Source organism: Photobacterium sp. MCCC 1A19761, from assembly GCF_037389125.1.
In the GTDB taxonomy this organism is placed as follows: Bacteria; Pseudomonadota; Gammaproteobacteria; order Enterobacterales; family Vibrionaceae; genus Photobacterium.
In genome coordinates this window covers 201,675-217,487 of the sequence record NZ_JAZGTF010000001.1, presented here as the reverse complement: position 1 = coordinate 217,487, position 15,813 = coordinate 201,675, and the positions used below count along the sequence as shown (strand labels likewise).

The 15,813-nt window shown below is 54.5% G+C and carries 11 protein-coding genes; 6 read left to right on the top strand and 5 right to left on the bottom strand.

The features are described from left to right. Positions 1–4: 4 nt before the first annotated feature. The 3 genes from VV869_RS00920 to VV869_RS00910 form a co-directional block, all read right to left on the bottom strand. Positions 5–511 carry an A24 family peptidase gene (locus tag VV869_RS00920; protein ID WP_337733148.1) on the bottom strand — a complete coding sequence of 169 codons (507 nt, stop codon included), beginning with the start codon at positions 509–511 and terminating at the stop codon, positions 5–7. An 84-nt stretch (positions 512–595) separates the two neighbouring features. Next, a complete protein-coding gene (locus VV869_RS00915) occupies positions 596–787 on the bottom strand; it encodes a Flp family type IVb pilin (protein WP_337733147.1) in 192 nt (63 codons plus the stop codon). Between the two features lie 607 nt (positions 788–1,394). Next, the gene (locus VV869_RS00910; RefSeq protein ID WP_337733146.1) at positions 1,395–4,109 is read right to left on the bottom strand and encodes a molybdopterin-dependent oxidoreductase; all 2,715 of its coding nucleotides are present in this window, start codon (positions 4,107–4,109) and stop codon (positions 1,395–1,397) included. Between the two features lie 526 nt (positions 4,110–4,635). Here VV869_RS00910 and cobA point away from each other — a divergent pair. From cobA to yiaY, 6 genes are all read left to right on the top strand, one after another. Beyond that, positions 4,636–5,604 carry a uroporphyrinogen-III C-methyltransferase gene (gene cobA, locus VV869_RS00905; RefSeq protein ID WP_337733145.1) on the top strand — a complete coding sequence of 323 codons (969 nt, stop codon included), beginning with the start codon at positions 4,636–4,638 and terminating at the stop codon, positions 5,602–5,604. Positions 5,605–5,713: 109 nt separating this feature from the next. Continuing rightward, positions 5,714–8,254 (top strand): nitrite reductase large subunit NirB, encoded by a 2,541-nt coding sequence (nirB, locus tag VV869_RS00900; protein WP_337733144.1) that lies wholly within the window; start codon positions 5,714–5,716, stop codon positions 8,252–8,254. 11 nt (positions 8,255–8,265) lie between these two features. Continuing rightward, complete coding sequence (gene nirD / locus VV869_RS00895; RefSeq protein WP_337733143.1) at positions 8,266–8,595, top strand: nitrite reductase small subunit NirD; 330 nt, start codon at positions 8,266–8,268, stop codon at positions 8,593–8,595. 293 nt (positions 8,596–8,888) lie between these two features. Beyond that, positions 8,889–10,358 carry a NarK family nitrate/nitrite MFS transporter gene (locus tag VV869_RS00890; RefSeq protein ID WP_337733142.1) on the top strand — a complete coding sequence of 490 codons (1,470 nt, stop codon included), beginning with the start codon at positions 8,889–8,891 and terminating at the stop codon, positions 10,356–10,358. 136 nt (positions 10,359–10,494) lie between these two features. Next, positions 10,495–12,267 (top strand): protein kinase domain-containing protein, encoded by a 1,773-nt coding sequence (locus VV869_RS00885; RefSeq protein ID WP_337733141.1) that lies wholly within the window; start codon positions 10,495–10,497, stop codon positions 12,265–12,267. A gap of 374 nt (positions 12,268–12,641) precedes the next feature. Then, positions 12,642–13,790 carry an L-threonine dehydrogenase gene (gene yiaY, locus VV869_RS00880; RefSeq protein ID WP_261602215.1) on the top strand — a complete coding sequence of 383 codons (1,149 nt, stop codon included), beginning with the start codon at positions 12,642–12,644 and terminating at the stop codon, positions 13,788–13,790. Positions 13,791–13,972: 182 nt separating this feature from the next. Here yiaY and VV869_RS00875 read toward each other — a convergent pair whose 3' ends face one another. After that, positions 13,973–15,166 carry a GGDEF domain-containing protein gene (locus tag VV869_RS00875; protein WP_337733140.1) on the bottom strand — a complete coding sequence of 398 codons (1,194 nt, stop codon included), beginning with the start codon at positions 15,164–15,166 and terminating at the stop codon, positions 13,973–13,975. Positions 15,167–15,183: 17 nt separating this feature from the next. After that, positions 15,184–15,681, bottom strand: coding sequence for an oxidoreductase (locus tag VV869_RS00870; RefSeq protein WP_337733139.1), 498 nt, complete (start codon positions 15,679–15,681; stop codon positions 15,184–15,186). Between the last annotated feature and the right edge of the window lie 132 nt (positions 15,682–15,813).

The following is a 15,813-nucleotide window of genomic DNA, read 5'->3' as shown; positions in this document are numbered from 1 at the left end:
ATCGTTAGAACAAATAAAAATGACAGTAGAGTGTTGCCAATAAGATTGCGCCACCCATTGGAATAGCACTGGAGGCAACGGAGTTGATTTCGGGTGGTTGGTAAACGTTATAAAATATTGTTTGATACCACCGTTTTAATAAATCAAATAACTCGCCGTAGCAGGCCACACGAAGTAAAGATAATATTCCTGCGATTGATATGGCTGTTGCAACTAATAGCAATAGATGAGGAAATCCAACTGTAGCGCCAAGTGATGCTAAAAGCTTTGCATCTCCGGCACCAAACAGCCCTGTCAAATAAAGTAAGAAGCAGATGGTGAAAGAAATGAATAGCCCGAATATTGGATCGAGCAAAACACTGAAGTTAAATGTCCCACTAATCATGGTTTGGTAGATTGGTTGTAATAAACTCAGGGCTATAATGGCAACGACTGATAAATTTGGGATTTTATTTTCCCGAATATCATATAAAGCTGCATAAAATAAAACAGAGATAATGACTACATCCATGTCGACCACCATGATTAATGGGGTAAATAATGTTTTTACTGGTGCTATCCTCCGGAGAGGAAATGGGCATTATTGTTATGCCCCTTAGGCATTTGTGTCAGTCGTGGCAATTTTGCTAGTGATTGCATCAATTGCGGCATCAACTTTGTCACCTAATGCAGTAAATGCACCAACCACCCCTAGTCCAACAAGAGAGCCGGCAATAGCATATTCTACAGTGGTTAGTCCCTCTTCATCTTTCCAGAAATTGATAACGTGCTGCTTCAGATTTTTCATGCTCAATACTCCTAATTCCATTAATGAGACAACTCATGAATGCCTTGTGGTTAAGACAATTTAAACTTAGCTGAGTCGATAAAAAATTACCAAAAATATTTTTTTGCCAACGCATAGTGTCAAGTTTCATGTGCTATCGATTTAATTAACTGTTTTTTATTGATTAATTTTGTGGATCTCGCTAATTATTCACCATCATTGCCCGGATTAGCGAATATTTAATAGGACTTATTTGTCAGCGTCTCATTTTTGAAACAAATCAATATGTATAAAAATCTGGACATTCAGGAGTGTTATTTTATGCCCGGAGAAATAGCGTGTTTTAAGTGGTTATTTTTCTGAGGATTATTCAAAAATAAGTTTTGCTGCGATTCAAATACGTTAGAAATATTTCACTCAGGATTGGAGAACCTGGATCAGGACAGCATCGGTCTGTTGCCCGTCAGCAATGGCTCATCAGCGATAGATCATCGTGACGCAACTCCGTGGATGATGGGGGATTCGGAAGCCTTCACGCGCCGGTACAGGACGCGTAAAGGCCTTTTCGATGTTGGAAGGAGGCGGTAGTGGGTAGTGGAGAGTGGGGATCAAGCCGGAGACATGCGGGTTAGCCCGTCTGTTGGCTCTGTACCATGATGTCATCAATGAGCTGCTGGATCTCCCCCGTACAGCTGCCGCAGCCGGTCCCGGCTTGGGTACAGGCACTCACTTCGGCCACCGTGGTCAGTTGCTGCTCCCGAATCGCCGTGCAGAGAGTGTTCTTCCCGATCTGCTTGCAGGCACACACTGTTTTGCCGCCCGCCAATTTGCCTTCAAGCTGACCGGAAATCAGCGCACGCTCAATGCTGTCATCCAGCGGCTCGCCGAGCAGCGGATAGAGCCACTCCATGTCATGGTGTTGCAGGCTCTTTGCGACCAACACATAAGATTTAAGCTGGCTTTTTTCAATCAACGCATGTCGATAGAGGCCGTTGGCGCTGCTGAAGCTCAGCTGTCGGCCCATATGGTTTGTGGTGTGCGTGAGCCGGGCGAACAAGGCATCCGGCTGCGTATCACTGGCAAGGCGATAGAGATAACCCTGGTTGATGGTCTGGCGGCTCCAGTAAGCGCAGTCGCTTAACAGTTCTGGCGCCAGCGGGCTGTGGGTGAGCACAATCGCTTCACTGAAAAATTCAAGGGGCGTAATCGCGACCGGGGTAAACTTAAATTCCGGTTGCCCAGACAGGGTATCGGTTTGTGGTCCAATGAGCTGGCAGACCTTCCCGGCACTGGCGGTGGTCTGGTTCCAGTGGATCGGGACAAACACGTCACCAGCCCGAACGCTGCGACTGAGGGTTACCCGAGCGGTGACTTCGCCGTAGCGGCTGGTGATCCGGGCCAGTTGACCGGAGGTGAGGTGATGACACCTGGCATCGTCAGGATGGAGTGTCACACAGGGCTCCGGCGTATGGTCGCCCAGCCGTGGGGAGAGGCCGGTCCGGGTCATGGTGTGCCACTGATCGCGGATCCGCCCTGAGTTGAGCACCAGTGGGTAGGCCGTGCTGATCTGGCTTCGCGGCGGCTGATATTTTACCGCGATAAACTGCGCCTTGCCGGACGGCGTAGCAAACTGACCATCGGCAAACAGGCGCTTGGAAATCGGTGTCTCCGACGTTGAGGCTGGTTGATCGAGAACCGGCCATTGCTGAGGCGCGAGCTGGTGGTACTGCTCGGGCGTTAGGTCGGACAGGCCGGACAAATTGAGCAGCCGCCGTTCCGGGCTGGCGGCTGTAGTATTGCCTAGCGCAGTCATGCGGCTGTACTCGCGGAAAATATCGGCTTCGTGGCGATAATCAAACGCGTGGCCGAACCTCATTCGTTTGGCGACCTCGCTGATGATCCACCAGTCGGGTTTTCCGTCGCCCGGCGTCGGTAGCAGGCGGCGCTGGCGGGAAATTCGTCGCTCTGAGTTGGTGACGGTGCCGGATTTTTCACTCCAACCCTGGGCGGGCAGCAAGACATCAGCCAGCCGGGTGGTATCGGTGTCGGCGATGCAGTCAGACACCACCACGAACGGACACTTCGCCAGTGCCTGTTGGATTGTCTCGCTATCGGGCAGGCTGACCGCAGGGTTCGTCGCCATGATCCACACTGCTTTCACGCGGCCGCTGTCGATGGCATCGAACAGGTCGATGGCCTTGAGCCCGGGTGATCGCGCCAGCGTGTCCGTCTGCCAGAAGTCACGAACCAGCTGAGCCTGGGTGTCGTTGCCAAACTCCATATGTGCCGCCAGCGTATTGGCCAGTCCGCCGACTTCGCGGCCGCCCATGGCGTTGGGCTGGCCGGTCACCGAGAAAGGTCCGCAGCCGGGCTTGCCGATCCGGCCGGTCGCCAGATGGCAGTTGAGCAAACTGTTCACCTTGTCGGTGCCCTGGCTGGATTGATTCACGCCTTGCGAATAGACCGTGACCACTTTGTCGGTTTCGGCAAACCACTTGAAGAAGGTGGTGAGCTGTCGGCGGTCGATCCCGGTGATCGTCGCCAGAGTGCGAAGATCCCCGACGTCACGCTGGGCGCTGGCCAGCGCCATTTCAAACCCTTCGGTATGATCCGCGATATAGGCTGGATCCAGGTGCTGATGTTGGGCCAGGTAAGCCAGCAGCCCGTTGAACAGCGCCACATCACTGCCCGGTTGAAGTGCCAGGTGCAGATCGGCAATTTCACAGCTGGGGGTGGCGCGGGGATCGATGACGATCACCTTCAGCTCAGGCCGCGCTGTCTTGGCGGCTTTCAGGCGTTGATAAAGCACCGGGTGGCACCAGGCGAGGTTCGAGCCGGTCAGGATCACCAAATCCGCCAGCTCCAGATCCTCATAGCAGCCGGGCACGCAGTCGGCACCAAAGGCGCGCTTATGGCCGGCGACGCTGGAGGACATACAGAGCCGGGAGTTGGTGTCGATATTTCCGCTGCCGATAAACCCTTTCATCAGCTTATTGGCGACGTAATAGTCTTCGGTCAGCAGCTGTCCAGAGACATAAAACGCCACCGCATCCGGCCCGTGTTGTGCGATCACCTCGGTAAACCGGCTGGCGACCGTATCCAGCGCCTGTGCCCAGTCGCACTGTGTTCCTGCGATCGACGGGTGCAGCAGTCGTCCCTGGTGGCCGATGGTCTCGCCGAGTGCCAGACCTTTCGAGCACAGCCGGCCAAAGTTGGCAGGATGGCTCTGATCGCCCCGGATCTCCAGCGCCCCGTCGCGCGTCGGCCGGGCTTCAATGCCACAGCCAACACCACAGTAGGCGCAGGTCGTTTTCGTCCATGTGTTTTGTGTTGTCGTGCTCAATGTCTCCCTCCTGAGCCGAAAACAGCTCTCAGTGGCTCGCCGTCATCACTGTATGAATGGCGGAGCAGACTTCATCCGAAGCCGTTTCCCGGCGAGCAAAATGTATGTTGAAAAACAACACAGCAATAAGTAAGCCAAATCTTCGGGGACGCAGCTTCACCACAGAAAACGCCAGGGATCCCGAAATCCAGGATAAAAGGCTGCTGCAGGCGGAATCGGTTCTGGATGAAATTAGTGAATCTGACTATACATAACACTAAAGTGGTATGCGGGCTGGTGTTTGATGTTATGAAAATGAATAAATCCGTGCATTATTCTGGTGTCTTGTGCACCAAGAGAGGGAAATCTCTCGGCAGAGTTGGATCGAGTGAGATGGTGGCAAAGTCGATCGAATTTATATAAATACCATTTAAAATCAATTTGTTATGTTTCATTCGTATTGTTCATCCTCTCAGTTGGCACTCTCCTTGCTATGACAGCTTCAAATGTCTAGAGCACGTACACGGACTGTACGTAAGGATGAACGATGCCATACATACCAGCACCAAAAGCAACCGCAACCGCGACCGCAAGTGCGTCAGAAATCGTGCGCCTGAACGCCGCAAATGCCCGAACGTCTGCCGGGCGGGTGAGTCTGGTCGGTGCCGGGCCGGGGGATCCGGATCTGTTGACCGTGAAAGCCCTGCGCACCATCCAGCAAGCCGACCTGATTGTTTATGATCGGCTGGTCAGCCCGGCTATCCGGGCCCTGTTTCCGATCGCCACCCCCACCATTTATGTCGGTAAAGCCAAGCATCAACACAGCGTGCCACAGCAGGAGATCAACGCTTTGTTGATCGCCAAAGCCCGGCAAGGATTGGATATCTGCCGGCTCAAAGGCGGCGATGCGTTTGTCTTCGGCCGGGGCGGGGAAGAGATGCTCGAACTGCATCAGGCTGGTATTGAGACCCGCCTTGTGCCGGGGATCACTGCTGCTTCGGGCTGTACCAGTTACGCCGGGATCCCACTCACCCACCGCGGTCTGGCGCAAGGCTGCACCTTTGTTACCGCCCATGCGGAGAAAGAGCTCGACCTCAACTGGGCCTCGCTTGCCCGGCTCGATCATACCCTGGTGTTTTATATGGGCCTGACCAAAGCCGGCCTCATCGCTGGGGAGCTTACCCGGGCCGGAATGAGTGCCGGGATCCCGGTGGCGCTGATTGAAAATGGTTGTTGCCCGCAGCAACGGGTGATCCGGGGCACTTTGTCGGAGTTGGACATCCTGGTCAGTCGCCATCAGGTGCAGTCACCTGCCTTGATTGTGGTCGGTCAGGTGGTGTCATTGGCCGAGCAGTTGCAGTGGTTTCAGACTGCAACTGCCACCCAGGAAACAACTGCTACCCGGGAAACAGTTGCGAGCCAGGAAACAATTGCTACCCGGGAAGTAACCGCCACCCAGGAGACAGCCCTGGCCGCAGACAGCAGCGTGCAGACAGCGCTCAAGCGCGTCGGCTAATCGCCTGAGGCCACCGGAAAACAGATAAGCGCAAGTAATCAGTCAGCGCAAGTAATCAGTCAGCGCAAGCAATCACAGGCGTAACAGATTAGAACAGTGAGGAAGTGATATGAGAAAACAGCGGATTGTCGTGGTCGGCAACGGCATGGTGGGACACCGGTTTATTGACGATTTAATTCAGCGCGACGAGCGCGATCAGTTTGAGGTGATTACCTTTTCCGAAGAGCCGCGGCTGGCTTATGATCGGGTCCAGCTCAGCAAGTATTTCAGTGGCACCCCTGCCCGGGAGCTGGCGCTGACCGATGAAGGGTATTACCAAGAGCACGGGGTGATGTATGTGTTGAATGAGCGAGTGACGGCGATTGATCACGCAGCGCGTCAGGTGGTGACCGCCAGTGGCCGGGTGGAGCCGTATGACAAGCTGGTGCTGGCTACGGGGTCATATCCCTTTGTACCGCCGATCCCCGGCCATGATCAGGCGCATTGCCATGTGTACCGCACCATTGAAGATCTTGAAGCGATTGAAGTCTCCGGCCGTCACAGCCAGGTCGGCGTGGTAGTTGGTGGCGGGCTGCTCGGCCTGGAAGCCGCCAATGCCCTGAAAAACCTCGGGTTGCAAACCCATGTGGTGGAGTTTGCCCCGCGCCTGATGGCGGTGCAGCTGGATCAGGGCGGTGGCCAGTTGCTGTCGCGAAAAATCGAGTCACTGGGCGTGTGCGTGCATACCGACAAAGCGACCACCGAGATTGTCGCTGGTGAGCAGTGCCGCTACCGGATGAACTTTGCTGACGGGAGCCATCTGGAAACGGACATGATTGTGTTCTCAGCCGGGATCCGGCCGCAGGATGCGCTGGCCCGCGAGAGCGGTCTGGCAGTCGGGGCGCGGGGCGGGATTGTGATTGATGATCACTGTCGGACCAGCGAGCCGGATATCTATGCCATTGGCGAGTGTGCGCTGTGGCAGGAGAAAATCTTCGGCCTGGTTGCGCCGGGATATCAGATGGCCAAAGTGGCGGTCTCGCATCTCTGTGGTGACGGGCAGGCAGCTTTTACCGGTGCGGACATGAGTACCAAGCTGAAGCTGCTGGGCGTGGATGTCGCCAGTATCGGCGATGCCCATGGCACTACGCCGGGCGCGCAGTCCTATACCTTGCATGACGAGATTGAGCAGGTGTATAAGCGCCTGGTGGTGTCGGAAGACGGTCAGCGCCTGCTGGGTGCGGTATTGGTCGGAGATGCTGACGCCTACAGCCAGCTGCTGCAACTGAAGCTCAATGACCTGCCGTTGCCGGACAATCCGGCGGTACTGTTGTTGCCGCCGATTGGGGAAGGTGAGGGCGGCGGAGCGATGGGCGTCGAGGCTCTGCCGGACACTGCGCAGATCTGCTCCTGCTTTGACGTCACCAAAGCCGATATCAAACAGGCGGTCGCGGCCGGTTGCACCGATATGGCCGCCCTGAAGGCCAGCACCCATGCCTCTACCGGCTGTGGCGGCTGCTCGGCGCTGGCCAAGCAGGTGTTGGATGCCGAACTGGCCAGCTTGGGATATGAAGTCAGCAACCATGTCTGTGAGCACTTTGCTTATTCGCGCCAGGAGCTGGCCGATATCGTCCGGGTGAAACAGATCAAAACCTTTGATGCGCTGCTGGAACAACACGGTCAGGGGCTGGGATGTGATGTCTGTAAGCCGACGGTGGGTTCGATTCTGGCTTCATTCTGGAATGATTACGTGCTTGACGATCAGCATATCGGCTTGCAGGACACCAACGATATCTTCCTCGGCAACATGCAAAAAGACGGTACTTATTCTGTGGTGCCCCGGGTTCCGGGCGGGGAGATCACCCCGGAGAAACTGATTGTGCTGGGGGAAGTGGCCAAAGAGTTTGACCTCTACACCAAGATCACCGGAGGACAGCGGATCGACCTGTTCGGGGCGCAGCTGCATGAACTACCGCTGATCTGGCGTCGGTTGATTGCTGCCGGGTTTGAAACCGGTCATGCCTACGGGAAATCGGTGCGGACGGTGAAATCCTGTGTCGGCAGTACCTGGTGTCGGTACGGGGTGAAAGACAGTGTCGGTTTTGCCATTGATCTGGAACACCGTTACAAAGGGCTCCGGGCCCCGCATAAACTCAAGTTTGCGGTCTCCGGCTGTACCCGAGAATGTGCCGAGGCGCAGTCCAAGGATATCGGGGTGATCGCAACGGAAAATGGCTGGAACCTGTATGTTTGCGGCAATGGTGGGATGCGACCGCGTCACGCCGATCTGTTTGCCGCTGATCTCGATGATGCCACCCTGCTCGCCTATGTTGATCGGATCCTGATGTTCTACATTCGAACCGCCGATCGGCTGCAGCGGACGTCGGTCTGGCTGGAAAACCTCGAAGGCGGACTGGATTATCTCAAGCAGGTGGTGATCGAGGATAAGTTGGGTATCGTCGGCGAGCTGGAACGCGACATGGCCTATAACCTCAGTCAGTACCAGTGTGAATGGAAAACCACTTTGGCATCGCCGCAGAAACTCAAGCGATTCCAGCACTTTGTCAACAGTGCGGAGCCTGATCGCCAGCTCAGCTATGTCTTGGAGCGGGGTCAGCGGCGGCCGGTGCTGCGCGGTGAGCGGATTGAAATTGTCGATGTGACGGAATAGGAGGAAGCGAGATGAAACAGTGGCAAACCGTGTGTCAGCAAAGTGATTTGATCCAGGATACCGGGATCTGCGCCCTGCTCAATCACGAGCAGGTGGCGATTTTTTTCTGTCGCCACAGTCGGCAGCTCTATGCGCTGTCGAATTACGATCCGATTGGCCAGGCCAATGTGATGTCGCGAGGCATCATCGGTTCACTGGGTGACCAGAAAGTGGTGGCTTCCCCGCTCTATAAACAGCACTTTAGTCTGCACAGTGGTGAGTGTCTGGAAGCCCCCGAATATCGCTTAAAAACCTATGATGTCCGGCTTAATCAGGGGAAAGTGCAACTGCGAATAAACTGATCGGTTATTTCTGTTTTGATGAAAAAGGAGCTGTTATGGCTCCTTTTTTATTATTTACCATCAGAATACCAATTTAGTGTTAGTGTTGATTTTTTAAATAATCATCAAATTATCCGATTTGGAGTGTTTTACGTATGTATTGGTGCATCATTGCACCGGATTGATGAGTTAGTTGTCTTTAAATAGGTTTTAATTTGATTTATTGCAAATAAGATGTTGTTTTAAATATGTTTTAAATTTTGGCATGACAGATGCAATGAGCCTATCAGTTCGTCAACTAAGGAAGTGACCCCATGACAGATAAGTTCAATCTATTGTCCTTTACCGGCAAGATGAAGATCCTTCATTTAAGCTGGTTTGCGTTTTTCATCACCTTTGTGGTGTGGTTCAACTTTGCGCCTTTGCTACAGTCGGTGAAAGAGTCCCTGGGCCTGACCACCGCCGAGGTAAAGACCTTACTGATTTTGAACGTGGCCTTCACGATCCCGGCCCGGGTGATTATCGGGATGCTGACCGATAAATATGGTCCGCGGCGGGTGTATTCGGCGTTACTGGCCATCTGTGCCATTCCCTGTTTTGTCTTTGCCTTTGCCGATAACTTTGTCCAGGCGGCGATAGCCCGTTTTGCCCTCGGTTTGATTGGGGCGGGGTTCGTGGTAGGGATACGACTGGTGTCGGAATGGTTTCCGCACAATGAACTCGGCACCGCAGAAGGGATTTACGGCGGCTGGGGGAACTTCGGCTCAGCTGCCGCGGCGTTTACATTACCGACCCTGGCGGTGATGTTCGGCGGGGAAGACGGCTGGCGCTATGCGATGACGATCACCGGGGCCATGAGCCTGATCTTCTCCTATATCTTCTATATCAATGTCACCGACACGCCCAAGGGCGCGACTTATTTCAGGCCCAAGAATTTGGGAGCAATGGAAGTCACCTCAAAAGGTGATTTTTTCCTGCTGCTGGTGATGAAGCTGCCGATGTACGGCGCCCTGGCGCTGCTGGCGTGGAAACTTTCGCCGACCGGGATCGGCATGTTGAGCGATAGCCTGGTGAACGGAATTTATGTGCTGCTCAGCGTGTTGTATCTGTATGAAGTGCAGAAAACCTGGACAGTGAACCGGAACGTATTTCAGGCGCCGGTGCCGGAAATTCATCAGTACAAGTTCAAGCAGGTGGCGATTTTAAATGTGCTTTATTTTGCCACCTTCGGCTCGGAGCTGGCGGTGGTGTCGATGCTGCCGCTGTTTTTCTCGGAAACCTTTGAGCTCACGCCGGTGGTTGCCGGGATGGTGGCCTCGGCGTATGCCTTTATGAACCTGATGTCGCGTCCGGGCGGGGGCTGGATTTCGGATAAATTCGGTCGCAAGCCGACCCTGTTGATCCTGACGGCCGGTCTGGCAGCCGGGTATTTTCTGATGGGCCAGGTCGACGGCAGCTGGCCGGTGTGGCTGGCGGTGGCGGCAGCAATGGCCTGCTCCTTCTTCGTCCAGTCCGGGGAAGGGGCGGTTTTTGCAACGGTGCCGCTGATCAAGCGTCGCATGACCGGCCAGATCGCCGGGATGACCGGGGCTTACGGCAATGTGGGAGCGGTCTGTTACCTGACGATTCTCTCGTTCGTTGATTACAGCACCTTCTTCTATGTGATTGCAGCCACGGCGGTGATCGGGTTTGTCACCCTGCTGATGATGGAAGAGCCGTCCGGCCAGATTGCTGAAATCAACGAAGACGGCAGTGTGACCCTGATTGATGTGGCGAAAAGTTAAGTCAGGGACAGCGCACGGCGGCCGGGTGAGCGCACCTGGCCGCCTGAAATTGAATTGCCCCGCGGATCGCCTTGGCGGGTCGTGCTGGCAGTTCGTACCGGCGGTTTAACCCGGGATCAAATAAGGGAGAGCAGGGATGGTGATGACAATGGCGGCCGATATACAGCAAGCGCAGCAGCCCGGCTTACGGGTAACCTGCGGCGGGTTTTCCAGTGCCGGGTGCCGGGAAGTAAATCAGGATGCATTTGCCCTGTATCAGCCGCCGCGGCCGCAGGTGCTGAAACATCATGGCGTTGTGGCTTGTATCGCCGATGGCGTCAGTTGCAGCGCCCGAGGTCAGCAGGCCAGCCATACCTGCGTGACCCAGTTTATTGAAGACTATTACAGTACCCCGGCAAGCTGGACCGTGCGTCAGGCCGCAGCCAAGGTGCTGACCGGGCTCAACCGCTGGCTGTATCACCATGGTCAGCACAGCGAATTGCGCCACAACGGGTTGGTGACCACCTTCAGTAGTGTGGTGATCAAGTCCAATACCGCTCATGTGATCCATGTCGGCGATAGCCGGGTGTACCGGTTTCGTCAGGGAAGGTTGGAACAACTGACCCGGGATCATCGCCGACGCCAGGGCGGTGATCAGCACTTGTTACTGCGGGCGCTGGGGATGGACAGCAAACTGGAGGTCGATTATCACCCGGAGCCGCTGGCAGTCGGGGATGTGCTGCTGCTGACCACCGATGGCCTGCACGACTGGTTGTCGCCTTCACAGCTGGAAGTGTTGCTGACCGGCACCGACGTTTTAACCCAACCCGCGCTGGAAGCGCTGGCCCGGAACATTCTGCAACGTGCCCGGGCGCAGGGAAGCGATGATAACCTGACTTGCCTGCTGGTGCGGGTCGATGCGCTGCCGGAGCAAACCCTGGCGGAAGCCAGCCGGGCCTTGACAGCACGGGTGATCCCGCCGGTGTTGGCGGAAGGGCAGCGGCTGGATCACTACCAGATCCGCCGGGTCCTCCATAGCGGCACCCGCAGTCATGTTTACCTGGCGCGCAGCGAGTTTGATCAGCAGGACTATGTCCTCAAATGTCCGTCACCGAACTTTGCCGAGGACTTGGGCTATCTGCAGGGCTTTGCCCGGGAAGGCTGGGTGGGTCGGCAGTTCAGCCATCCGTCGGTGATGAAGATCCATCCGCCGGCAGCGTCGTCACCCTTCCTCTATCATGTCTGTGATTTTGTTCCGGGGATCACCCTGCGTCAGTGGATGCTGGACCATCCATTACCCCGCCTGTCGCAGGTGCGGGCCATCGCGGCAGAGCTCATCAAACCGATCCGCTATTTTCAGCGCATGGGTATGGTGCACCGGGATCTCAAGCCGGAAAACCTGATCCTGACCGACGATGGACGGGTCGTCTGTATCGACTTCGGTACGGCCCAGGTGGCCGGGCTCGAAGAGATCCACCAGGTGCTGAGCGAAGAGATCCCGGTCGGGGCGACGGATTATATCGCGCCGGAATATTTTGCCGGGAACCGCGCGACCTCGCTGTCCGATCTTTATTCTGTCAGTGTCATCGTCTATGAAATGCTGACTGGTCAGCTGCCGTATGCAGCGGTATCGCCGGTGTTTGATCCCCAATTTAAGCGCCATTACAACTACCGCTCCGTGTTGAGCTTCCGGACGGACTTACCGGTTTGGCTCGACCTGGTGTTAAAAAAAGCCTGTCACCCGGCGCCAGAAGCACGTTATCAGGTGATGTCGGAATTGCTTCAGGACCTGTCTGCCCCGAACCCGCAATTGCTGAATACCCTGAAGCGTGCCCCGTTGCTCCAGCGCAACCCCGTGAGGTTCTGGCAGGGGCTGGCCTGGCTTATGGCCATTGTGGTGCTGGTGGAAACCTGGTTACTGCTGCGTTAGCGAAATCAATGCAATTGATAACATATTCGGTTTCAGCAGGGGGGGCGGGTGAGGCCCGGTCCGATGGTGGATGAAACACGTCATCAGCTCCCTTCATTTGATGACAGAGGGAAATAGTCTGTTTCCAGGCATCAACGCTAAGGTAATGTTTTTCTTAGTAAAAGGTGACTCAACTCAAATAAACACGGCAAAGACATCAGACCTCTTCAATAAATTGTCCGAGATCAATTTGTTGCACATTAGAACAGTGTTAGATATGCGTATCTGGACCGGATACCCCGAATGGGGTACGGGTGATTTGTTCGCTGGTGAAAGGTTTCATGCCTGAAGTGGTGCCTTGCCGCTGGAAGCATACATAATAATGGAGCATATTGATGAGTAGTGCATTTTTTATCCCTACTGTAAACCTGATGGGTGCGGACTGTCTGACTGAAGCCGCTGATGCGATTCGTGCACATGGATTCAAAAAAGCGTTGATCGTAACCGACCGTATTCTGAACGATATCGGTATGGTTAAGCAGGTGGCTGATCTGCTGGCGGAGCGTGATGTTGCCTCGGTTGTATTTGACGGCACGCAGCCGAACCCGACCATTGGTAATGTCGAAGCGGGCCTGGCACTGCTGAAAGACAACGGTTGTGATTTCGTGATTTCTCTGGGTGGCGGCTCACCGCACGATTGTGCGAAGGGGATTGCACTGGTTGCTTCGAATGGCGGCAAAATTGCCGACTACGAAGGGGTGGATCGTTCCGCGAAGCCACAACTGCCGTTGATTGCCATTAATACCACTGCCGGCACGGCGTCTGAAATGACTCGCTTCTGTATCATTACCGACGAAGCGCGCCACATCAAAATGGCCATTGTCGACAAGAACACCACCCCGCTGATGTCGGTCAATGATCCGAAACTGATGCTGGCGAAACCGGCGTCGCTGACCGCTGCGACCGGGATGGATGCCCTGACGCACGCGATTGAAGCTTACGTTTCGACGGCGGCAACGCCGATTACTGATGCGGTTGCGATTAAAGCGATTGAACTGATCCAGGCGCACCTGCGTACAGCTGTGAAAGACGGTCAGAACCTGGAAGCCCGTGAACAAATGGCCTATGCCCAGTTCATGGCCGGGATGGCGTTCAACAACGCATCACTGGGTTATGTTCATGCGATGGCGCACCAGCTGGGTGGTTTCTATGATCTGCCACACGGTGTGTGTAATGCCGTCCTGTTGCCGCACGTTCAGCGTTACAACGCCCAGGTTTGTCCGGCGCGTCTGCGTGATGTTGCCAAAGCCATGGGTGTGGATGTCACTGAGATGACGGCTGAGCAAGGTGCGGAAGCGGCGCTGGTTGCAATTCAGGCGCTGTCTCAGGATGTGGGTATCCCTGCGGGTCTGGAAGTACTGGGCGTGAAAGCGGATGACTTCCCGGTGCTGGCTGATAATGCACTGAAAGATGCGTGTGGCCTGACTAACCCGAAACAAGCTACACATGAAGAAATTACCGCGATCTTCGCTGCGGCGATGTGATCCGGTGACCTGTGACCTGTGACCTGTGACGTGGGGCGCTGAAACGCTCCCGTGACCTAAAATACCATCGCTTGTACCCGCGGCCCCGTCTGATGACGGGGCCGCTTTTTTATTGAATCGCCACCGAGTGTTGAACCGCACCTGGCCTTGAACCGCAAATGGGGATTGAACCAGCGCTTCATTCATTGGGGGATGCCGGTAGTTTGGGGCGGGGCAACTTCCTTCGGAGTGAGCGGCGTGACCGGCGTGACCGGCGGGACGGTCGGCGGTTGAAAATAGCGTAACCCGTCTTTACCGCTCTGCTTGACTTCGTACATGGCAAAGTCGGCCTGTTTCAGGACTTCAGGAATCGAGCGGGCGCCGTCGGGAAACTGACTGACGCCGATGCTGGCGGAAATGCTATGGCGTTTACCGGCATAGCGGGCAGGTCGGCGGAACACGGCAGCCAGCTGCTCAGGGATACAGCTGGGATGATGGCAGGCGCCGCCGGGCCCGCAGAACTCGATCACGGCAAATTCATCCCCGCCCATCCGGGCAGCAAAATAATGCTGGCAACTGAGCCGGGACAGCCGGGTCGCCACCACTTTGAGCAGCTCATCACCGGCCTGGTGGCCGAGCGTATCGTTAATGCCCTTAAAGCCATCCAGATCAATCAGGTAAAACGTAAATGGCTGGTTGAGCGTTTCCAGCTCCCGTAGCTTATGGTTGAGCCACAAGCGGTTACGGATCCCGGTCAGGGAGTCGTTCATCGCCAGAGAATAATGGGTTTTCGATTCACGCAGTAACACATATGCCATCACGCTGCCCATCAGGAAGGTGGTAAACAGCAGAAACTGGATTAATTGCTCAATTTGTGTGATGGCCTGTATTCGGTAGCTCATATCACCGCTGGTCAGCCGGAACTTTTCGTTGAGAAAAGCGGCCAGGCTTTCGAAGTCGGTACGGATGTAGTGGAGGACCGGCTCAAATTCCCCGGAGACCGGCAGGCTGAGCAACTGGGGTTCGATGGCTTGAACTTGCTCAAACCGGGCGGTAAATTCTGGAATCAAGCCATTAAACTGACTGAGATGAACCACCAGGTCATTGTGGGTAATGGTGTTAAAGCGACTCCACAGAATTTCATACTGGACCATCATGTCAGCATGGCTGGTGTTGCCGAACTGATAGTTTTGCAGCTGGTAGATAAATTCTGAATATTCCTTGGTTAACTGCAGAATAAACCAAATGGCTTCATTCTGGCTCATCGAGACAATATTGGCGTTGTCTTTGAGATGATGTACAGCAATCAAGGTACTGAGGATCAAGATCGGCGTCAGTACATACAGGACTCGTTTGATCCAGTTTCCCGAACGGGGAATGCGATCACATCGAAACATCGCTCACACTCCTTGTGTCACTCAGTGATAATGGTTGCCAGTTGCCAGACCATTTTGCCCAGGCTTTTTCGTTGATTCAGTTCCGGAAACTGATCGAGCGAAAAAATCAGCCAGTAAGGCCCGTAGTCGCGAATGCGCAGCCATTGGTTGTCTTTGCGGGTCGCGACGATAGGCTCATATTTTCGGATGTAACCCCAACTGACTGTAGCCGAGTAATCATTGAGTGCCTTGAGGTGGATGGTTTCTGTTTGTAATTGGTAAGCGGTCAATAACGTGGTGAGTTTGACCCCGGTAAATGTTGTTTGTTCTTTAACCCAGGGCAGGTGGGTGGTGATGGATGTTTGAGGTAATTGCTCTATTTGGTTGCGGCTTAAAACGATAGCGATTTTTTCACCGGCTGTGTTGACCCCTTCTATGGTGAGTGAATTTTCATATGAGTAAGCATTCAATGAGTTCGAAAGTAATAAAAATATTATTAATATTTTTCCATAATAAAATGACAATCTGACGGACATCCTGAAACCCCATAGTGGCGATTATGAATACGAAGTCTATTCAAACGGGAGCTGCTAAATTCAGCCGATAAACTAATGTTGTCATTACGTCATATGCGTGACGTTGTCTGTATATTGTAGCTTGATAAATTT